At 68.1% G+C, this 19,182-nt stretch carries 19 protein-coding genes; 4 read left to right on the forward strand and 15 right to left on the reverse strand.

From position 1 onward, the window contains the following. Positions 1-144: 144 nt before the first annotated feature. From iolD to AOZ06_RS51545, 9 genes are all read right to left on the reverse strand, one after another. A complete protein-coding gene (iolD, locus tag AOZ06_RS51505) occupies positions 145-1,992 on the reverse strand; it encodes a 3D-(3,5/4)-trihydroxycyclohexane-1,2-dione acylhydrolase (decyclizing) (RefSeq protein WP_054296056.1) in 1,848 nt (615 codons plus the stop codon). Continuing rightward, positions 1,989-2,879, reverse strand: a complete 891-nt coding sequence (gene iolB / locus AOZ06_RS51510; RefSeq protein WP_054296057.1) for a 5-deoxy-glucuronate isomerase — start codon at positions 2,877-2,879, stop codon at positions 1,989-1,991. Before iolB ends, iolD begins: the two co-directional genes overlap by 4 nt. Then, the gene (locus AOZ06_RS51515; RefSeq protein WP_054296058.1) at positions 2,876-3,772 is read right to left on the reverse strand and encodes a Cgl0159 family (beta/alpha)8-fold protein; all 897 of its coding nucleotides are present in this window, start codon (positions 3,770-3,772) and stop codon (positions 2,876-2,878) included. The genes iolB and AOZ06_RS51515 overlap by 4 nt, the downstream gene beginning before the upstream one ends. Then, on the reverse strand, positions 3,762-4,703 hold the full coding sequence (iolC, locus tag AOZ06_RS51520) for a 5-dehydro-2-deoxygluconokinase (RefSeq protein ID WP_054296059.1): 942 nt from the start codon (positions 4,701-4,703) through the stop codon (positions 3,762-3,764). Before iolC ends, AOZ06_RS51515 begins: the two co-directional genes overlap by 11 nt. Next, on the reverse strand, positions 4,700-5,470 hold the full coding sequence (locus tag AOZ06_RS51525; protein ID WP_054296060.1) for an ATP-binding cassette domain-containing protein: 771 nt from the start codon (positions 5,468-5,470) through the stop codon (positions 4,700-4,702). Before AOZ06_RS51525 ends, iolC begins: the two co-directional genes overlap by 4 nt. Next, entirely contained in the window at positions 5,467-6,510 is a 1,044-nt protein-coding gene (locus AOZ06_RS51530; protein WP_054296061.1) for an ABC transporter permease, read from the reverse strand. Before AOZ06_RS51530 ends, AOZ06_RS51525 begins: the two co-directional genes overlap by 4 nt. A gap of 241 nt (positions 6,511-6,751) precedes the next feature. After that, on the reverse strand, positions 6,752-7,750 hold the full coding sequence (locus tag AOZ06_RS51535; RefSeq protein WP_054296062.1) for a sugar ABC transporter substrate-binding protein: 999 nt from the start codon (positions 7,748-7,750) through the stop codon (positions 6,752-6,754). A gap of 23 nt (positions 7,751-7,773) precedes the next feature. Beyond that, positions 7,774-8,574: a sugar phosphate isomerase/epimerase family protein gene (locus tag AOZ06_RS51540; protein WP_083472917.1), complete on the reverse strand. Its 801-nt coding sequence runs from the start codon at positions 8,572-8,574 to the stop codon at positions 7,774-7,776. Between the two features lie 56 nt (positions 8,575-8,630). Continuing rightward, positions 8,631-9,632, reverse strand: coding sequence for a Gfo/Idh/MocA family protein (locus AOZ06_RS51545; RefSeq protein ID WP_054296064.1), 1,002 nt, complete (start codon positions 9,630-9,632; stop codon positions 8,631-8,633). A 134-nt stretch (positions 9,633-9,766) separates the two neighbouring features. Between AOZ06_RS51545 and AOZ06_RS51550 the strand changes: the two genes are divergently transcribed. Beyond that, the gene (locus AOZ06_RS51550; protein WP_054296065.1) at positions 9,767-10,759 is read left to right on the forward strand and encodes a LacI family DNA-binding transcriptional regulator; all 993 of its coding nucleotides are present in this window, start codon (positions 9,767-9,769) and stop codon (positions 10,757-10,759) included. A 1-nt stretch (position 10,760) separates the two neighbouring features. Continuing rightward, entirely contained in the window at positions 10,761-12,251 is a 1,491-nt protein-coding gene (locus AOZ06_RS51555) for a CoA-acylating methylmalonate-semialdehyde dehydrogenase (RefSeq protein WP_054296066.1), read from the forward strand. On the opposite strand, the gene AOZ06_RS51560 is transcribed toward AOZ06_RS51555, so the two are convergent. Then, positions 12,216-12,527 carry a hypothetical protein gene (locus tag AOZ06_RS51560; RefSeq protein ID WP_054296067.1) on the reverse strand — a complete coding sequence of 104 codons (312 nt, stop codon included), beginning with the start codon at positions 12,525-12,527 and terminating at the stop codon, positions 12,216-12,218. The genes AOZ06_RS51555 and AOZ06_RS51560 overlap by 36 nt on opposite strands. A 130-nt stretch (positions 12,528-12,657) precedes the next feature. Between AOZ06_RS51560 and AOZ06_RS51565 the strand changes: the two genes are divergently transcribed. Next, positions 12,658-13,494, forward strand: coding sequence for a helix-turn-helix domain-containing protein (locus AOZ06_RS51565; protein WP_054296068.1), 837 nt, complete (start codon positions 12,658-12,660; stop codon positions 13,492-13,494). Between the two features lie 11 nt (positions 13,495-13,505). After that, complete coding sequence (locus tag AOZ06_RS55660; protein WP_083472490.1) at positions 13,506-13,676, forward strand: DUF397 domain-containing protein; 171 nt, start codon at positions 13,506-13,508, stop codon at positions 13,674-13,676. Positions 13,677-13,960: 284 nt separating this feature from the next. Here the strand turns inward: AOZ06_RS55660 and AOZ06_RS51570 are convergent, their stop codons facing one another. From AOZ06_RS51570 to AOZ06_RS51590, 5 genes are all read right to left on the reverse strand, one after another. Next, positions 13,961-15,085, reverse strand: a complete 1,125-nt coding sequence (locus tag AOZ06_RS51570; protein WP_054296069.1) for a serine hydrolase domain-containing protein — start codon at positions 15,083-15,085, stop codon at positions 13,961-13,963. A gap of 95 nt (positions 15,086-15,180) precedes the next feature. Beyond that, entirely contained in the window at positions 15,181-16,053 is an 873-nt protein-coding gene (locus tag AOZ06_RS51575) for a Vgb family protein (RefSeq protein WP_054296070.1), read from the reverse strand. A gap of 112 nt (positions 16,054-16,165) precedes the next feature. Then, complete coding sequence (locus tag AOZ06_RS51580; RefSeq protein ID WP_054296071.1) at positions 16,166-17,677, reverse strand: tripartite tricarboxylate transporter permease; 1,512 nt, start codon at positions 17,675-17,677, stop codon at positions 16,166-16,168. Next, positions 17,677-18,195 carry a tripartite tricarboxylate transporter TctB family protein gene (locus AOZ06_RS51585; RefSeq protein ID WP_054296072.1) on the reverse strand — a complete coding sequence of 173 codons (519 nt, stop codon included), beginning with the start codon at positions 18,193-18,195 and terminating at the stop codon, positions 17,677-17,679. Before AOZ06_RS51585 ends, AOZ06_RS51580 begins: the two co-directional genes overlap by 1 nt. Beyond that, positions 18,192-19,175, reverse strand: a complete 984-nt coding sequence (locus AOZ06_RS51590; RefSeq protein ID WP_054296073.1) for a Bug family tripartite tricarboxylate transporter substrate binding protein — start codon at positions 19,173-19,175, stop codon at positions 18,192-18,194. Before AOZ06_RS51590 ends, AOZ06_RS51585 begins: the two co-directional genes overlap by 4 nt. Between the last annotated feature and the right edge of the window lie 7 nt (positions 19,176-19,182).

The raw sequence follows: 19,182 nt of genomic DNA on the forward strand, positions 1-19,182 counted from the left end.
TGGTGTCCGTGTGCCGGACGATCCTCACGCACGACATCGGTGTGTCCGCCGTTGCGACACCCCGTGTTCCGCCATTGCGGCAGCATGGGAAACCCCTGACTGGTCACGGGGAATCTCATGCTGCCGGAATGGACTCCGGGCAGGCTAGGGCGCCAGGTAACGCACCTGGTTCGCCTTCGCCGCATCCAGTTCTTCGCGTGCCGTGGCGATTTCCGCGCGGTGCGAAACCTGCGGGACGCCCACTTCCCACCAGGCGCCCGCTTCGGTCCACGAACTCGGATGTGTCTTGACGACGACTACAGCCGGAACGCCTGACGCGGCGTGTTCCCGCGCTTTCGAATAGGCGGCGCGCAGGTCTCCGACGGTGTCCGCGACGAGAACCGCACAACCGAGTCCGGCGGCGTGTGTGGCGAAATCCACGCGTGGCGGTTCGGGCAGCAGACTGCGGGCGTCGGAATACATGTTGTTGAACCCCGCGCCGCCCTGGCCGCGTTGTAGACGGTCGATGACGGCGTATCCGTCGTTGTCGCACACGACCGCGACGAATCCGTGCCCGGCGAACGCCGCCGAGAACAGCTCGGAGTTGAGCATCAGGTACGAGCCGTCACCCAGCAGAGTGGTCACGATCCCCGAGGGCCGGGCCATCGCCGCGCCCCACGCGCCCGCGAGCTCGTAGCCCATGCACGAGAAGCCGTATTCAACGTCCATTGTCGACTCGCCACGGGCCCGCCAGCCGCCGATCAGCTCGCCGGGCAGGCCGCCGGACGCGGTCATCACGTAGTCGTCCGGTCCGGAGATGTCGTTGACGACCCCGACGACCTCGGCGTAGGTCGGCAACGAGCCGCCGGCCGACCGCAGTCCCGTGATGTGCTCGTCCCACTTCGCCAGTTCGGCCGGGGCGCGCGACGACCAGCTCTCGGGCGCGTTCCAGCCGGTGAGCGGCAGCTCTTCGAGGCCTTCGCGGGCGTCGGCGACGACCGCGACCGCACCGTGCTTCACCGCGTCGAAGCGGGCCGCGTTGATGGTCACGAGTTTGACGTCCGGTGCGAACACCGACCAGGACGCGGTCGTGAAGTCCTGCAGACGCGTGCCCACGGCGATCACGACATCGGCTTCGGCGGCCAGCGCGTTGGCCGACGCCGAGCCGGTGATGCCCAGCGGACCGGCGTGCAGCGGGTGGGAGTGCCGCACGAGCGTGCGCCCGGCGGTGGTCTCCACCATCGGGACGTTGTGGCGCTCGGCGAACTCGATCGCGGTCTGTGCCGCGCCGGAGTACCGCACACCACCGCCCAGCACCAGCAACGGACGCTGCGACGAGCGGATCAGCTCGGCGGCCCGGCCGACCGAACGCCGGTCGGGGCGCGGCCTGAGCACGTGGTGCACGACCGGCTCGAACAGCGACTCCGGGAAGTCGAACGCCTCGGCCTGGACGTCCTGCGGCAGCGCCAGAGTCACCGGACCGCACTCACCCGGGTCGGTCAGGACCCTCGCGACCTGCGGCAACGTGGCGATCAGCTGCTCGGGCCGGGTGATCCGGTCGAAGTAGCGGCTGACCGGCCGGAAAGCGTCGTTCACGCTGACCGTGGCGTCGCCGAACGGCTCGATCTGCTGCAGCACTGGATCCGGGGCGCGGTTGACGAACGTGTCGCCGGGCAGCAGGAGCAGCGGCAGCCGGTTGGCGTTGGCGACACCGGCCGCGGTGACCATGTTGAGCGCGCCGGGGCCGATCGACGACGTGGCCACGCCGGCCTGGCGGCGGTGGGTGGCTTTGGCGTAGCCGACGGCCGCGAGCGCCATGCCCTGCTCGGTGTGGCCGCGCCACACCGGGATCTGCGCGCGGTACTCCTCCAAGGCGGCGCCGAGGCTCAGCACGTTGCCGTGCCCGAAGATGGCGTAGACCGCGGGGAACAGCGGGGCTTCGGTGCCGTCGAGCAGTTCGGTCCGTTGTGCCACAAGCCAACGGACCAGGGCCTGCGCGGTTGTCAGCTTCATGGGGCGACCCTCCCTTCGGCCGAGGTCACCGGGCAGCGCGGGTCGTCGACCTGCTTGTCCCACGACTGCCGCACCCACGTGTGGGCCGGGTCGTCGCAGAAGGCCATCGAGCGGTCGTCGGCAGGCCCGGCGAGAACGTTGAGGTAGTACATCGGGTAGCCCGGCGCGGCCACACACGGACCGTGGTACCCGCGGGGGATCAGGAAGACGTCGCCGTCGCGGACGGTCACGTCCTCGTCGATCGCGCCGTCGGCGGTGTAGGTCTTGTGGAAGCCGAAGCCTTCGCGCGACGGCGTGATCCCGTCCGGCCCGGCGATCCGGAAGTAGTAGATCTCCTCGTTGACCACCTCGCAATCGCTTGCTTCGTCGTGCTTGTGCGGCGGGTAGGACGACCAGTTGCCGTCCGGGGTGATCAGTTCGCACGCGCTGAGCTTGTCGGCGTGGTCCCAGACTCCCGGCACGCCGAAGTTGGTGACCTGCCTGGTGGCGTTGCCCGAACCGCGGACCTCGACGGGGACCTGCGGCGCCGGGCCGTACTCCGGGTCGAGGCGCTTGGTGCAGCGGGCCATCGGCAGCGCGACCTCGGCACCGTCCTTTGCCGACAAGGTGACTTCGGCGTCGCGGGGCACGTAGGCGAAGTCGGTGACCCTGGTGAAGACGGAGTCCCTGCCTTCGAGGTCGAACACCGAGCCGTCCACCGCGACCGTCAGGCTGCCCGCCAGCGGCAGCACGAACGCCTCGAACTCGCCGGTCGACACGGTCCTGGTCGCACCGGGCGCCAGCGTGAGCACCCGGAGCCCGGTGTACGTCCAGCCCGCGTCCCCGGGGCCGAGCCGGATCGGGTCGCCCCCGTCCGACAGGGTCCCATGTGGACGGTGCAGACTCATGCCCTCACTCCTTCCCGCAGGACGTTGGCGGCGGCTTCGACAGCGGCGGCGACGTCGCCGTCAGGTGGGTAGAGCAGCGCGCGGCCCACGACCAGGCCACGCACGACCGGGTGCCGGAGCGAACGGCCCCACGACGCGATGTCCTCGTCGACGTCCGGGCCGGGCACACCGCCGAGGACGACGGTCGGCAAGGTCGTGGCATCCAGCACGAAATCAGGGTCGTCCGGCGCGGGCAGTTTCAACCACGTGTACGCGGACGTCTCGCCGAGCGAAGACGCCACGGTCGCCGCGCGTGCCAGCGACGGACCGTCCTTGAGCAGCTGGAGCTTGCCGTCGACCCGGCGGTACGGCAGCGGCTCGACCATCGCCATCACGCCTCGCGCGGCGAGTTCCGTGACCGCGTCCGCGCAGGCCTGCAAGGTCGGAACGGTGCCCGCGTCGTTGTCGACGATCCGCAGCAGCATCTTGCCGCCGTCCAGGCCGAGGCCGGCGACGGCGGCGGCGCTGTAGGCGGTGAACCGGTCGTCGATCTCCCAGTCGGCGCCGGCCAGGCCGCCGCGGTTCATCGACCCGATGACGATCTTGTTCTGCAGTGCGCCGAGCAGCAGCAGCTCCTCGATGATGTCCGGGGTGCCCAGCACACCGTCCACAGCGGGGTTCGCCAGCGCGATGAGCAGGCGTTCCAGCAGCGTACGGCGGTTGACCATGGCGTTCGGGTCGCCCGGGACACCCATCGCGCCACGGGCCGTGTGGTCCGCCGCGACGAGGAACATCGTGCCGTCGTCCGTCAGCAGAGACGCACGGCGCGCGCGAGTTGTATACAGCTTATGCACAGCCTGTGGATTGTTCGCACGGGTGTGCAAGAGCTCGGCCCACTGGGCGTCACTGATCACCTTGGAGGCGCTCCTCGATCTCGGCAGGCACCGGCATGGCGTCGGCACAGGCCAGCCTGCCCGCGACGATGGCACCGGCGACGTTGGCGTACTCGGCGATGCGGACCGGCTCCCAGCCCGACAGCAGGCCGTGGACCAGCGCGCCGCCGAACGCGTCGCCGGCGCCGAGCCCGCAGACCACGTCGATCGGGTGCGGTGGCACGGTCCACGACCCGTCCCGGGTCGCCACCAGCACGCCGTCCGCGCCCTTTTTGATCATCACGAGCGACACGCCGCGGTCCAGGATGCGGCGCGCGGCCTCGTCGGGGTCCGCGGTGCCGACGGCAACCTCGGCCTCGGTCCGGTTGCCCACCGCGACCGAGACGTGGTCGAGCATCCACGAGATCTGCTCGCGGGCAGCGGCCACGTCGGTCCAGAACATCGGCCGGTAGTCCATGTCCAGCACGGTGTGATCCCGGCGGCCCCTCGTCTTGAGGATCTCGCGCTGCGTGCCGCGCGCCGGTTCGGTGCTCACGCCCGTCCCGGTCACCCACAGCACGGGCACAGCCGAGACGACGTCCCAGGGGACGTCGTCCGGCGTGATGGTCAGGTCGGGCGCGGTGGGCAGCCGGTAGAACAGCAACGGCGGGTCCTCCGGCGGGTCCAGCGCGCAGAACACCACCGGGGTCAACAGGTCCGGCGACGTACCCACGTACGACGGCGAAACCCCGAACCCCGTCAACGCGTCCCGGACGTAGTCACCGAACCCGTCCGGCCCGACCTTGGTCAGCACAGCGGTCTCACGGCCCAGCCGCGCGGCGGCGACCGCGACGTTGGTCGCGGTGCCGCCGAGCGACTTGGCGAAGGTCCGCACCTCGGCCAGCGCAACCCCGCTCTGCTCGGGGTAGAGGTCCACCCCGACCCGGCCGACCGTCAGCGCCTCGATGGTCACTTCTGTACCGCCCTGAGTTCGTGCTCGAGGGCCTCCAGTTCGGCCCCACCGGCCATCTGCCGGGTGAGCTCCTCGATGGTGATGTCGCCTTTCTCGTACGAGCCGAGGCTCCGGCCGCGCTTGAGCAGCAGGAACCGGTCGCCGACGGGATAGGCGTGGTGCGGGTTGTGCGTGATCAGCACGACCCCGAGGCCGCGGTCACGCGCCTGCGCGACGTACCGCAGCACGACACCGGCCTGTTTCACACCGAGTGCGGCGGTCGGCTCGTCGAGGATGAGCACCTTCGCTCCGAAGTGGACAGCTCGGGCGATCGCCACGCACTGCCGTTCACCGCCGGAGAGCGTGCCGACTGGCTGTTCGACGTCCCGCAGGTCGATGCCCATCTCGGCGAGGGCGGTCTTCGTGGTTTCCCTGCCCTTCCTGCGGTCGAGGCGCCGCAACGGGCCCCAGCCGACCGTGGGCTCGGAGCCGAGGTAGAAGTTGCGCCACACGCTCATCAACGGCACCACGGCCAGGTCCTGGTAGACGGTCGCGATGCCGCTGTCGAGCGCCTCACGCGGCGAGGAGAACCGCACCTCGTTGCCGTCGAGCAGGAACTGGCCTTTGTCGTGCTGGTGCACCCCGGCCAGGATCTTGATCAGGGTGGACTTGCCCGCGCCGTTGTCGCCGAGCACGCACGTGACCTCACCTGGATTGACCACAGTGGACACGTCGGCCAGCGCGATGACACTGCCGTACGTCTTGCCGATCTCGCGGACCTCGATCATCGACGCACCCTCTCTGCCCGGCGCCGGAAGGTGTTGTTCACCAGGACGGCGGCCAGCAGCATGATGCCGAGGAACAACATGAACCAGTCGCTGTTCCACTGCGCGTACACGATTCCCTGCCGTGCCATGCCGAAGATCAGCGCACCGATCGCCGCGCCGACGGCGGAACCGAACCCGCCGGTGAGCAGACAGCCGCCGATGACGGCGGCGATGATGTACTGGAACTCCAGGCCGATGCCCTGGTTGGCCTGCACGCTGGCGTTGCGCAGGATGTTGATCGACCCGACGATCCACGCGGCGAACGCGGTCGTCATGAACAACGTGATCTTCGTCCGCACAACGGGAACACCGACGGCCCGCGAGCTGAGCGCAGAACCGCCGACCGCGAACGTCCAGTTGCCGAACCGCGTCCGGACAAGCACCCACGCGGCGACGGCGGCGAACAGCACCCACCACAGGATGGACACCTGGAAGTCCGTGCCACCGACGTTGATGGTGGACGCGAACAGCATGCCGGCGCTTTCGTAGCCATCGGCCGAACGCATCCCGGAAACCTGAACGGTCCCGGTGATCAGCCGCGTGACACCGAGGTTGAGGCCCTGCAACGCCAGGAAAGTGCCCAGGGTGACGATGAAACTCGGCAGCCCGGTCCGCATGACCAGCCAGCCGTTGACCGCGCCGACGCCGAGGGCGAAGACCAGCGAGAGCAGTAGCGCGAACCACACGTTGAGCCCGACCTGCGTCGCGAAGATCGCGGTGACCAGCGCGGTCGACGCGGTCATCACACCCGCGGACAGGTCGAACTCGCCGCCGATCATCAGCATCGCGACGGCGACCGCCATGATGCCCAGCGTCGAGGCGTCGTCCAGCCAGTTCGCGACGCCGAGCGGACTGAGGAACTGACCGGCGACGACCGAGAAGAAGACGAAGACGGCCAGCGCCCCGAGCAGGGCGCCGATCTCGGGGCGGACGACGAGCCGGTCCCACAGACCGGGTTTGGCCAGCCGCTCGTCGGACTGGGTCTGCACAGCGACGCTCATCGAGTCACCAGGCCTTCCCCGGACACAGCGCCCAGGCAGCCGTCTCGCTGCCCGCGCTCAACCGACCGCCTGGCCTGGGCGGGGGCGAACCGATGACCCCTTCGCCAAATCGGGTTGTCCACAACCCGCCGGTAACCCCTTTGACCAGCCCCTACCCCCGGTAGACTGGAGCAGGGCAGTCCCCCCTGGGAGTGGTGGGGGATTTCCTGGTGGGGGTTTTGCCGGACCTGTAGCGCAACGCTCATCGCGTGCCCTTCTCGGCGAAGGGGGCGATCGTGTCCACGTTGGACTTGTCGACGAAGCCGGGCCCGGTCAGCACTGGCCGACCGCCGCCGACGGTGTTCGCGTTGTCCTTGTAGAGCTTGAGGAACACGATCGGCAGGTAGCCCTGCTCGTACTGCTGCTGGTCGACCGCGAACAGGACGTCACCGGCCTTGATCGCGGTCACGACATCTGTGTTCAGGTCGAACGTGGCCACCTGTGCCTTGGAGCCCGCGCCCTTGATCGCGGTCACGGCACCGGCCGCCACCTGCGAGTTCAGCGCGAGCACGGCGTCGACAGACGGGTCGGCCTGGACCGCGCCCTTGATGCGGGACTGGGCGTCGGTCGGGTTGTTGATGTCGACCTGGAGCGTGGTCACGTTGCCGAACGCGCTCTTCGCGCCGTCGCAGCGCTGGTTCTGGCCGATGTTGCCGGCCTCGTGGATCACGCACAGCAGCTTGGTCTTGCCCGCGTCCTTCAGGCGTTCGCCCGCGCCCTCACCCGCGATCGTCTCGCTCTGGCCGACGTGGGTCAGTGCGCCGAACTCCGCGCTCTTGGCTTCACCGGAGTTGATCGTGATCACCGGGATCCCGGCTTTCACCGCGTTCTGGATCGAGGTTTTCAGCGCGTCCGGGTTCGCCATCGACACCACGAGGCCGTCGACCTTCTGGGCGATGGCGTTGTCGATCAGTTTGGCCTGGGCGCCCGGGTCACCGTCGGCCTTGTAGTCGACCTGCGCACCGAGTTGCTTGCCTGCGGCTTCGGCGCCGTTCTTCACCACGTTCCAGAACGCGTCACCTGACGTGCCGTGTGTGACGACGGCGACGCGCAGGCTCCCGCCGCCGCTGTTGGGGGTCGGCGCGGCGCCACCACCCGCGGCGGGCTTGTCACCTTGCGGGCCGCTGCACGCGGCCAGTACCAACGCTCCGGCGGCCACAGCTGCCGCGAACTTGAACTTCACGAAGCGATCGGACGTCATCGTCTCTCCTCGCTGAGCGGCTTTCACAGACCGCCGATTATCTGGTTGAGGTGGCGCAGGCTGCTCGCAGTGTCCCGTTTCGGCGTATCGACCGGACTCTGCTCGCTCAGTGCGGTGTCCTGTTCGAGGACGTACCACCCGTCGTAGCCCGCTTGGTGGACGAAGCGGACGACCGCCTCGATGTCCACGTCCCCCTGACCGAGCGGCACGTACATGCCCTGCCCGACCGCTTCGGTGTAGCCGAGTTCGCCCGCGCGGACCTTGTCCGCGAGGTCGGCTCGGACGTCTTTGAGGTGCAGGTGCCCGATCCGCTCGGGGTGTCGCCCGGCGAGCGCGACCGGGTCGGTGCCGCCGATCATCAGGTGCCCGGTGTCCAGGCACAGCGGCAGGTCCGAGTCACGCACGAACCGCTCCACCTCGGCCTCGGTTTCCACGTGCGTGCCCACATGCGGGTGCAGCACGGTCTGAAGGCCATGCCCGGCGGCGATGTCACGGATCTGCGCCGCGGTGCTGATCAGCGTGGCCCATTCGGTGTCGGTGAGCGCCGGGCGGTCGTCGTAACCGGCGAGACCAGTAGCAGCCGCCAGCACAAGCACCTCAGCGCCACAAGTGGCTAGAAGTCTCGCCGTCCGTTCGGCTTCGACGACGCTGGACGAATCATGCAGCGGTACCGCGAGAAATCCGCCGACCAGGGTCAGGTCGTACGCGGTCAGCACGGCGCGGAGCTCGGCCGGATCGGTCGGCAGGTACTCCGGCGGGCCCAGTTCGGTCGCGGTCAGGCCGAGTCCGGCCATCTCGCCCAGCACCTTGTCCCGGTCGAGCATCACGCCCCAGCCGGGGACTTCGCAGACGCCCCACGAGATCGGCGCTCCAGCGAGCTTCACGCGACCACCTCCTGCTCGATCCTCACCGGTGCGCCCGAGCGGCGCGACTCGTCGCACGCCAGTGCCAGGCGCAGGCTGGTCAGGCTGTCCCGTGCGGGCGACGGGTTCTGCGCGCGACCAGCGACGACGTCCACGAACACGGCCATCTCGTTGAGGTACGCGCGGTGGAACCGTTCCGGGAAGCCGGGATACGCGTCCGCACCGACCTTCGGACCGTCCGGTTCGAGCGACGTCAACGGAGTGCGCGAGTCGACTCCGACGGCGAGGGAATCCTTGCTGCCCAACACTTCGATGCGGTGGTCGTAGCCGAGCGGGTCGTGCCGCCCGCCGACGAGCACGGCATGCGCGCCGCCCGCGAACTTCAGCATCACGACGGCGTTGTCCACGTCGTCGGCGTCCGCGAAAGCCTGGTCGACCAGGACGGACCCGGACGCGTACACCTCCACCACCGGCTCACCGACCAGCCACGGGACGGCGTCGAGGTCGTGGATCAGCAGGTCGCGGAAGATCCCGCCGGACGCGGGGAGGTAGCCGAAGTCGGGCGGTTCGGCGTCGTTGCCGGTCGACCGGACCAGGTAGAGCTTGCCCACCTCACCAGCGCGGATGCGCCGGTGGAGCTCGGCGACAGCGGGGTCGAAGCGGCGCTGGAAACCGACGAGCACCTCGACACCGGACGCATCGATGTCGTCCGCCAGCGCGCTCATCTCGGCGAAATCACTCGCGATCGGCTTCTCGCACAACGCGGGCGTCCCCGCGGCGAGCGCGCGGCGGAGGGTTTCCGGGTGGGTCGTGGTCGGAGTCGCGATCAGCACACCGTCACTGGCGCTGAGCAACGCGTCCAGGTCGTCGACCGCCCGCGCGCCGACGCTCGCCGCGACCTCGGCGGCGCGACCCGGGACCGGGTCGAACAGGACGACCTCGTCCACCGCGTCGAGCGAGGCGAGGTTGCGCGCGTGCATCGTGCCGATCCGGCCGACTCCGGCTACTCCGATACGCATGCTTCTCCAATGGATCCGCAGGTCAGGGCCAGTCTTTGTTAGAGCGCTCTACTTGTTGGAGCGCTCCAATGCTGTATTGTGTGCCAAGTCGTGTCAAGGGCGCGTTGCCCGCTTGTTACAGCCCGGAGGACCTCTTGACTCGCCCGACCATGGAAGACGTGGCCCGGCTGGCCGGTGTGTCGCGCGCGCTGGTCTCCCTGGTCATGAACGACTCGCCGAAGGTGAGCGAGCAGCGCCGCAAGGCCGTGCTCGACGCCGCCGAGCAGCTCGGTTACTCACCGCACGCGATGGCCCGATCGCTGGCCAGCCGGACGTCGACCGTGCTCGGCGTGATGGTTTCCGACCTGCACAACGCGTTCTTCGCGGAAGTCGTCGACGGCATCGACGAAGTGGCGCAGGCGGAGGGCTTCGAGCTGATCATCAACACGGGTGGTCGCAGTCCCGCGCGTGAGAAGCGCGCGGTGAACGGCCTGCTGGCCTTCCGCCCGGCCGGGTTGGCGCTGCTCGGCCCGGTCGTGCCCCCGAACACGCTGGCCGAGGCCGCCGAACAGGCGCCGACGGTACTGGTGGCCAGATCGTCTCGTCTGTCAACTTTGGACACGGTGAACGACGACGGCGAAGCGGGCTCAGCACTGGCCGTCGATCATCTGGTGTCGTTGGGCCACAACGACATCGCCCACCTGGACGGTGGCGTCGGCTCACAGGCCCCGCAACGCAGGCGCGGCTACACCGCGGCGATGCGACGCCACGGCCTGACACCGCGCGTGATCCCGAGCGAGTACACGGACCTCGCCGGCGCGAAGGCCGTCCGCCAACTGCTGGAACAAGGACCACTCCCGACAGCGTTGGTGGCGGCCAACGACTTCAACGCGGTCGGCGCGATCTCCGCACTGGAAGAGGCCGGACTGCGTGTCCCACAGGACATGTCGGTCGTCGGGTACGACAACACGTCGCTGGCAGGCCTCAGGCACGTCTCGTTGACGACAATCGACCAGCCGCGCCACGAGATCGGCAGGCTCGCGGGTGAGGCGCTGGTGCAACGGGTCCGCGGCGAACGCACCGAGCCGGTGAAGAAGCTGTTGCACCCCTCTCTCGTGGTCCGTTCGACTACCCAAGCCAGGAGCTGAAATGTCAGAGCTTGTCCCGCACTACATCGACGGCGCACGGACAACGGGAACGTCAGTGGAAACCGGTGACGTGTTCGAGCCGTCTTCGGGGGCGGTCACGCGCAAGGTCGCGCTGGCGTCACAGTCCGATGTGGAGCTTGCGGTGGCGTCGTCGGTGAAGGCGGCACGGGAATGGGCCGAGTCGTCGCTGTCGACGCGCAGCCGGATCATGTTCGCCTTCCGCGAGCTGGTGCACCGGCACAGGGACGAACTGGCGGCGTTGATCACGGCGGAGCACGGGAAGGTGTTGTCGGACGCGGCGGGTGAGGTGCAGCGCGGGCTCGAGGTCGTGGAATTCGCGTGCGGCATCCCACAGCTGCTGAAGGGCGAGCACTCCGAGCAGGTGTCACGCGGCGTGGACGCGTACTCGGTACGTGAACCGCTGGGCGTGGTCGCGGGGATCACGCCGTTCAACTTCCCCGCGATGGTCCCGATGTGGATGTTCCCGCTGGCCATCGCGGCCGGGAACGCCTTCGTGCTGAAGCCTTCCGAGCGTGACCCGTCGACAGCGGTCCGGCTGGCGGAGCTGTTCAGCGAAGCCGGGCTGCCCGCAGGTGTGCTGAACGTCCTGCAAGGCGACGCGACCGCGGTGAACGCACTCCTGGACCACCCCGACGTGGCGGGCGTGTCGTTCGTCGGCTCGACACCGATCGCCAAGCACGTGTACGCCCGCGGCACGGCGAACGGCAAGCGTGTGCAGGCGTTGGGCGGAGCGAAGAACCACATGGTCGTGTTGCCCGACGCCGATGTCGAGGTCGCGGCGGACGCGGCGGTGTCCGCCGGCTACGGCAGCGCGGGTGAACGTTGCATGGCCATCTCGGTGGTCGTGGCGGTCGGGGACATCGCGGACCCGCTGGTCGCCGCGATCGCCTCCCGAACCGGCTCGTTGGTCACAGGTCCAGGCACAGACCCGGCATCCCAGATGGGGCCGCTGGTGACGGGCGTGCACCGCGATCGCGTGGCCTCGTACGTGGACGCCGGTGCCGCCTCGGGCGCGTCGCTGGTCGTGGACGGGCGTGGATTCGTCCCCGCCGGGCACGAGGACGGCTTCTGGCTGGCGCCGACGCTGTTCGACAACGTGACCCCGGAAATGTCGATCTATCGAGACGAGATCTTCGGCCCGGTGCTGTGCGTGGTGCGCGTGCCGACGTTCGACGCCGCCGTGGAGTTGGTCAACGCCAACCCCTACGGCAACGGAACGGCGATCTACACGGGCGACGGCCTGGCAGCGCGTGAGTACCAGAGGCGCGTGCACGTGGGGATGATCGGGATCAACGTGCCGATTCCGGTGCCGATGGCGTACTACTCCTTCGGCGGGTGGAAGGACTCGCTGTTCGGCGACACCCACGTGCACGGCGCGGAAGGCGTGAAGTTCTACACGCGCGCCAAGGCCGTGACGTCCCGGTGGCCGCGCCAGTCAGGCATCGACCTCGGCTTCCCCACTCACGGGTGACACCCACACGATGTCGGGGACGACATCCGGCCCACTGCGGATGTACATCAGGGCGTTCTCGGCCTCGGCAAGGAAGTACTGGTTACGACCGTCGGCCGAGACCATGTAGGCGGTGCTGTCCTTGAACTCCATACCCCAGCCGATGATGGTGGAGGCGTCCTCGCCGAGCTTGGTCACGATGGCGGCGAACAGGCGAGGCGCCTGGGCTTTGACGAACTCGGCAGCCTTCAAGTCACTGATGTCGTTGCTGGTGTCGTTGCTGGTGTCGTCAGTCACGAAGTAACCCTCTCATCGATCACGAGCGCTCTTTACCAATTGCCGCCCAGTCTCCGGGCTGGTAAAAGATCATGTCAACACCCGATCGGGCGATATGATTGATGACGAAAAGTGCCTCTACGCTGGTTGCATGGCCGGTAACAGGACAGTGACCTCGAAGGGTCTCGCTCTAGGAGCAGCTCTTCGCGAAGCGCGCGTGAGCGCTGGTCATCTCAATCTCAGCAGATTTGCGGAGCGGCTTGGCAGGTCACCGGCAACGCTGTCTCGCTGGGAGACCGGCCAACGGGTGCCCCGCCCGGAGGACGTGGCTCAGATACTGGGCGTTCTGGGGATCACCGGTGAACCCTTCGAGGACATCCTCGCCCTGACACACGACACCGGTTCATCCTCGTGGCTGGCGGTGTCCTTGCCGGAACAGCGACGCCACTTGGAGGCGTTGCTTCGCTTCGAACGCGATGCACGGCGAATCACCATGGTCACGCCGCTGCTGGTGCCCGGGTGGTTGCAAACACCCGACTACGCCCGGGCGATCATGACAGCGGGTGGTGCGCCACAGGACGAGATCGAGTCCCGGGTCAGAACTCGGGTCGGTCGGCGCGAGGTGTTGCGCCAGACCGAACTGACCGCCTTCGTCGGCCATGCCGCTCTGGTGCAACAGATCGGCGGCCGAGATGTGATGCGCAAGCAACTGGAGTTCCTGCTCAACAGGGGCAAGAATGTGGATTTGCGGGTCATCCCGTTCGCGACAGACTGGCACCCTGCGCTGGAAGGCCCTTGGAGCGTGATCGAACCCGCGCAGGGCACCACCGTTGTCTACTTGGAGAACCGCCGATCGGGTTTGTTCCTGCATGAGGAAGCCGACATCGCGGCGTACCGGGAAGCCGCCGAGTCGGTGCGAGACGTAGCGCTGAGCACCGACGAATCCATGCGGCTCATCACCGACGAGATCCACAACCTGGAGAGGTGAAGACAAGGTCCATGACTGCCCCCACCGGTTGGAAGAAGTCGACTCACAGCGTGAACGGCAGCGAGTGCGTCGAGGTGCGTGCCGACCTCGGCGCGGTCCGTGACACCAAAAATCCAAGCCTGAACATTGAATTCAATGTGCAGGACCTGGTCGCCGCCATCCGCTCCGGCCGACTCGACTGACACGGCCGACTCGACTGCTCGGCTGCTCGGCTTACTACACCGAACCACCACTCGGAGCCCCACCGAACACCACCGAAGCGCAACGAGGCCCACCGATGCCCCCGGCACTCGCCGGGGGCATCTACATTCAGGCACATAGCATTCAGGAACACTGCATTCAGTTGTCCAACATCCAGCCAGCCCAACGCGCACACTGCATTCAGATGCCCACCACCCGGGCCCAGCCTCCCCTGCACACTGCATTCAGGTGCACAACATTCAGCCAAAGCTGCCGGACACTGCATTCAGGTGCACAGCATTTTGTCCACTACGGACAGCACGGCCGCGTTGTTGCGTTCGCCCTCTGCGGGGTTCTTCAGGCCTGACATCGCCGTCACCCCTATCGACGCCTTGCGGCCGTCTTCTGTTGCGCCGCCACGGGTTTCGTAGCCGTGGATGTCACCGCCGTGGCCCCAGTACACGCCTCCGCACGTCAACGGTGAGCTCATGATTCCCAGGCCGTACCGGGCTCCGGCCCAGAGTTTCGCGGGAACCGTCTTCTTCATCTCGGCCAACTGCGCTGCTGGGACGAGGTTTCCGCTGACCAGGGCTCCGTAGAAGCCGTTGAGGTCTGCTGGTGTCGTCACCAGTTGCCCGGCTGCCCAGCCCCAGGACGGGTCCATGACCGTGATGTCGATGATCCGGCCGTCTTTCGTTCGGGCGTAGCCGTGCGGGTGCGGGCCGCGGATGGTTCGTTCCCCGACGTTCGGCCAGTAGGTGTCACGCAGGCCGATGCGCTCCACTATGCGGGTTGTCACCTGCTCGGCGATCGGGCGTCCTGTCACGCGTTCGACCGTGAGACCGAGCAGGGCGTAGCCGGTGTTGCTGTACTCCCAGTCTGTTCCCGGTTTGAAGCTCGCCGGCTGTTGCAGGGCCACGTCCACCAGGCGCCGGGGGTCGAAGTAGGTGTCCCTCGCCTTCTCGATGTCTTCCAGGCCCAGGTATTTCGTGTAGTTCGGCAGGCCTGACGTGTGTTGCAGCAGGTGGCGGATCTTGATCGCGTTGCCGTCGATCCCTTCGCCGCGCACGATTCCCGGCAGGTAACGTTCGATCGGCGCGTCCAGCTCCACCTTCCCTTCCGCCACCAGCTGCATCACCACCACCGCCACGAACGCCTTGGTGTTGCTGCCTGCTCGGACTCGACCGTTCCTCGGCGGCGGGAGCGGCCTGCCGATCTGGGACACGCCCGCTGTGTAAGTCACGGGCCTTCCGTGGATCTCCACGGTGAGCAGCGCGGCCGGGTAGCCCTCTCGCTGCACCAGGTTGTCCAGCTCCGGGCGTGGCCCCGCCGCTTCTGGGTGCGCCGACGCTGTCACCGCTCCGGCTGTCAGCGCCGCCGCTACGACCGCGGTCAGCAAGCTGTACTTCATCTTTTCCTCCTCGGCAGGATCGACGCCTCCAACCCTGCCGACTTCCCGCCGCGAACGCAGTCACCCCTGTGACCGGATCCTTGGTAGGGCTGGCCCTACCTCGGGGTGAGTTTCGCTATCTTCCCGTTCTCCAACGCTGCCCACACTGTGCCGTCCTGGGCCACCGCTATTCCGTGCGGTTCCGAGTTCGGGGTGGGCAGGTCGTACTCGTCTATCTTGCCCGCCAACGTGATGCAGCCGATCTTGTTGGCGCCCCACTCCGTGAACCAGAGGGTTCCGTCGTCGGCCGCGACGATCGCGTGCGGGCGGCATTCCTTGTCCGGCAACGGGAATTCGTCCACGTGCCCGTCCACCGCGATCCGGCCGACCTGGCCGGCACCTATCTCCACGAACCAGAGGCCGCCGTCACCGCCGTCCGTGATGCCGACCGGGGCCGCGCCTTCCGTCGGCAGCGGGTGGACCGTCACGTCCCCGCCGACGTCGATCCGGCCGATCGCGTTGGCCTGGTTGAGCGAGAACCACAGGCCGTTGTCCGGGCCCGCCGTGATGTGGCCGGGGAACGCTCCCGCCACCGGCAACGGGAATTCCGTGATCGCGCCGTCCGGGGTGATCCGGCCGATCCGGTCGAGGTTGATCTCCGTGAACCACAGTGCGCCGTCGGGGCCCGCTGCGATCCCGTACGGCTCCGCCTCCGGTGTCGGCAGTTCGAACTCGGTCAGGTCACCCTCGACCGTGATCCGACCGATCCTGTGGCCCTGGTACTGCGTGAACCACAGGGCGCCGTCCGGGCCCTGCACGATCACGGTCGGCGCGCTGCCTTGCGTCACGTCGAAAAGACGCGCCTCACCTGCGTGGAAACGGGCGATTTTGTCCGCTTTCACGCAGGTGAACCACATCGCGCCGTCAGGGCCTGCTGTGATCCCGTACGGGCCCGAATCCGGGCTCGCAGCGTCGAACTCCTCGATCATGGTGCGACCATACTTGCCTGGTCGCGGGCACGCTTGCGCAGCGGCCAGGCGGTGTGGCCAATGTGGCCAGATAGTCGCCGGGTCGCACAACGAGGATCTTGGGCGCGTTCGGTTACACGTCGATCTTCTCGCGGTCCTGCGCTGATGGGCGGCGGAACAGCCTGCGCACCAACGGCCACGCCAGCAACAACGCGATCGCCACGTAGATGACCACCGACATCGGGGTGTTCACCAGGCCGCTGACGTTCCCGTCGCTGATCTGCAGCGCCCGTCGCAACTGTTGTTCCGCCGACGGGCCGAGGATCACGCCGATCACCGCCGGCAACACCGGTAGGCCGTAGCGGCGCATCGCCAAGCCGATCAGGCCGATGACGAACAGGACAACCAAGTCCACGACGTCACCGCTGACCGCGTACGCGCCGACGCTGGCGAAGAACAGGATTCCCGCGTACAGGTACGGCCTCGGGATGCGCAGCAGCTTCGCCCACACCGGCGCCAGCGGCAGGTTGAGCACCAGCAGCAACACCAAAGCGATGAACAGGCTCGCGATCAGAGCCCACACCAGGCCGGACTCGCGTTCGAACAGCAACGGACCCGGCTGGATGCCGTACTGCTGGAACGCCGCCAGCATCACCGCGGCCACCGCCGTGGTCGGCAGGCCCAGCGTCAGCATCGAGGTCAGCGTGCCCGACGCCGACGCGGACGCCGTCGCCTCCGGACCGGCCACGCCCTCGATCGCGCCCTTGCCCCACTCGTCCTTGTTCTTCGACAGCCTGCGTTCGGTCACATAGGACAGGAAGGTCGGGATTTCCGCGCCACCGGCCGGGATCGCGCCGAACGGGAACCCGATGAACGGGCCACGCAGCCACGGCCGCCACGAGCGCTTCACATCGGCGCGGCCCAGCCACGGGCGCCCGACCGGGATCGGCTCCGCCTGGATGCGCCGCAGGTGCGCGGCCACCCACAGGGACTCGCCGACCGCGAACAGCGCGACCGCGACCACCACCACGTCGATGCCGTCGGACAGGTGCAGCGAGCCGAACGTCAGCCGCTGCCGGCCGGTCATCTCGTCCAGTCCGATCAGGCCGATCGCCAGGCCGATCAGCAGCGACGCGAACCCGCGGATCCGTGACTTGCCCAGCACCGAGGTGACCGAGATGAACGCGAGCAGCATGATCGCGAAGAAGTCCGGTGCGCCGATGCCGACGGCCAGCTTGGCGACCGTCGGGGCGAGCAGCACCAGCAGCAGCGTGCCGATCATTCCGCCGACGAAGTGCCCGATCGCCGCCGCGGCCAACGCCTGCGATCCGCGACCGCGTTTGGCCATCGGATTGCCCTCGATGGCCGTGACCACCGAAGCCGTCTCGCCTGGCGTGTTCAACAGGATCGACGTGGTCGAACCGCCGAACATGCTGCCGTAGTAGATGCCGGCGAACATGATGAACGCGCCCGTCGGGTCGAGGCCGTACGTGATCGGCAGCAGCAGCGCCACGGCCATCGCCGCGCCGATCCCGGGCAGCACGCCGATCGTCGTGCCGAGCAGCACGCCGATCACCGCGTACATCAGGTTGACCGGGGTCAACGCGGTACCGAAACCGTCCACCAGAGAGGCGAAGGACCCCATCACAGCACTCCCATCAGCGGCCCGCCGGGCAGCGACACCCCGAGCAGGTCGTTGAACACAAAGTAGGTGACGAGCGAGAGCCCGGCCGCGACGAGCGGGTCACGCACGAAGTTACGGCTCCCCAAGGCGTACGCCGCGCCCCAGAACAGCACCGCACCGGAGATCGGGAACCCCACCAGCCCGATCAGCACCACGTTCGCCAGGAAAGCCGCGGCCAGCAACAGCACTGTCCGCCAGTCGCCGGGGGCGCTCAGATCGATGTCCTCGCCGCCTTCGGCTTCCCCCTTGCCACCCTTGAGCACGTCCCTGGCCAGCAACGCGGCCACCAGGATCAGCGCGCCGCCGACCACGATCGGCACCACGTCCGGTCCGATGCCGCGCTGTGCCGGGATCGCGGGCATGCTGATCGCGTCGACGAGCACCAGCACACCGAGCACGGCCAGCACGACGCTGACACCCAGCTCCGAGTACTCCTTGTACCAGGGCTGTTTTTCCACTGTGGACTGTTGCCCGCTCATACCAGTCCCAGCTCCTTCAGCGTCGCCGCGACCCGGTCGTTCTCGGCCGCGAGGAACTCGCCGAACTCCTCGCCCGGCTGGAACGCCGAGGTCCAGCCGTTGCGCTTGAGCACGTCCTGCCACTGCGGCGACGCGACCAGCTTCGTGAACAGGTTGACCAGCCTGGTGCGCTCGCCCGTGCTGATCCCCGGCGGCGCGACGATGCCGCGCCAGTTGGTGAACTCGACGTCCACACCGGACTCCCTGAGCGTCGGCGCGTCCACCCCCGCCAACCGGTCCTTGCTGGTCACGGCGAGAACCCGCAGGTCACCGGACTGGATCTGGTCGCGGTACTCACCGATCCCGGACACGCCGAAAGCGATCTTGCCGCCGAGCACCGACGCCAGCAGCTCGCCGCCGCCGTCGAACGGCACGTAGTTCACCTGCCGCGGGTCCATGCCCGCCGCCTTGGCCATCAACATCGGCGCCAGGTGGTCGGGACCGCCGGCGCGGGAGCCGCCGCCGACCGGGACCTGGCCGGGATTGGCCTTCCACGCCGCCAGCAGCTGGCGGATGTCCTTGTACGGCGAGTCCTTGCCGACCACGACGATGTCTGGTTCCTCGATCAGCCGGGCGATCGGGGTGGTGTCCGCAAGGGACGACGGCGACTTGTTCGTGTACACCGCGCCGACCACACCGAGGCCCATGGACATCACGAGCTTGCCGTTGCCTCGTTCGTTGACGATCCGGCCCAGGCCGACCGTGCCACCCGCGCCGGGCAGGTTGAACACCTCGATCCGTCGGGACAGGTCCGCTTCCTCGATGGCCTTGGCCGCGTGCCGCGCGGTGATGTCGTACCCGCCACCGGGCGCGTTGGGCACCAGCACCCGCAACCCGCGGACCTGATCGCCCACGTCGTCGTCGCTGCCGGAGCTCAGCAGCGGCGGTATCAGCAGCACGGCGGCGATCGCACCGAGCACGGCCAGCAGCGTCTTCATCATCACCTCT

It is taken from the genome of Kibdelosporangium phytohabitans (genome assembly GCF_001302585.1).
Taxonomy (GTDB): domain Bacteria; phylum Actinomycetota; class Actinomycetes; order Mycobacteriales; family Pseudonocardiaceae; genus Kibdelosporangium; species Kibdelosporangium phytohabitans.

What these genes read in the sequence shown, in the direction of transcription:
- iolD (WP_054296056.1), bottom strand. Translation starts at nt 1,992, where the DNA reads ATGAAGCTGACAACCGCGCAGGCCCTGGTCCGTTGGCTTGTGGCACAA.
- iolB (WP_054296057.1), bottom strand. Translation starts at nt 2,879, where the DNA reads ATGAGTCTGCACCGTCCACATGGGACCCTGTCGGACGGGGGCGACCCG.
- AOZ06_RS51525 (WP_054296060.1), bottom strand. Translation starts at nt 5,470, where the DNA reads ATGATCGAGGTCCGCGAGATCGGCAAGACGTACGGCAGTGTCATCGCG.
- AOZ06_RS51530 (WP_054296061.1), bottom strand. Translation starts at nt 6,510, where the DNA reads ATGAGCGTCGCTGTGCAGACCCAGTCCGACGAGCGGCTGGCCAAACCC.
- AOZ06_RS51535 (WP_054296062.1), bottom strand. Translation starts at nt 7,750, where the DNA reads ATGACGTCCGATCGCTTCGTGAAGTTCAAGTTCGCGGCAGCTGTGGCC.
- AOZ06_RS51540 (WP_083472917.1), bottom strand. Translation starts at nt 8,574, where the DNA reads ATGCTCGACCGGGACAAGGTGCTGGGCGAGATGGCCGGACTCGGCCTG.
- AOZ06_RS51545 (WP_054296064.1), bottom strand. Translation starts at nt 9,632, where the DNA reads ATGCGTATCGGAGTAGCCGGAGTCGGCCGGATCGGCACGATGCACGCG.
- AOZ06_RS51555 (WP_054296066.1), top strand. Translation starts at nt 10,761, where the DNA reads ATGTCAGAGCTTGTCCCGCACTACATCGACGGCGCACGGACAACGGGA.
- AOZ06_RS51565 (WP_054296068.1), top strand. Translation starts at nt 12,658, where the DNA reads ATGGCCGGTAACAGGACAGTGACCTCGAAGGGTCTCGCTCTAGGAGCA.
- AOZ06_RS55660 (WP_083472490.1), top strand. Translation starts at nt 13,506, where the DNA reads ATGACTGCCCCCACCGGTTGGAAGAAGTCGACTCACAGCGTGAACGGC.
- AOZ06_RS51570 (WP_054296069.1), bottom strand. Translation starts at nt 15,085, where the DNA reads ATGAAGTACAGCTTGCTGACCGCGGTCGTAGCGGCGGCGCTGACAGCC.
- AOZ06_RS51575 (WP_054296070.1), bottom strand. Translation starts at nt 16,053, where the DNA reads ATGATCGAGGAGTTCGACGCTGCGAGCCCGGATTCGGGCCCGTACGGG.
- AOZ06_RS51580 (WP_054296071.1), bottom strand. Translation starts at nt 17,677, where the DNA reads ATGGGGTCCTTCGCCTCTCTGGTGGACGGTTTCGGTACCGCGTTGACC.
- AOZ06_RS51585 (WP_054296072.1), bottom strand. Translation starts at nt 18,195, where the DNA reads ATGAGCGGGCAACAGTCCACAGTGGAAAAACAGCCCTGGTACAAGGAG.
- AOZ06_RS51590 (WP_054296073.1), bottom strand. Translation starts at nt 19,175, where the DNA reads ATGATGAAGACGCTGCTGGCCGTGCTCGGTGCGATCGCCGCCGTGCTG.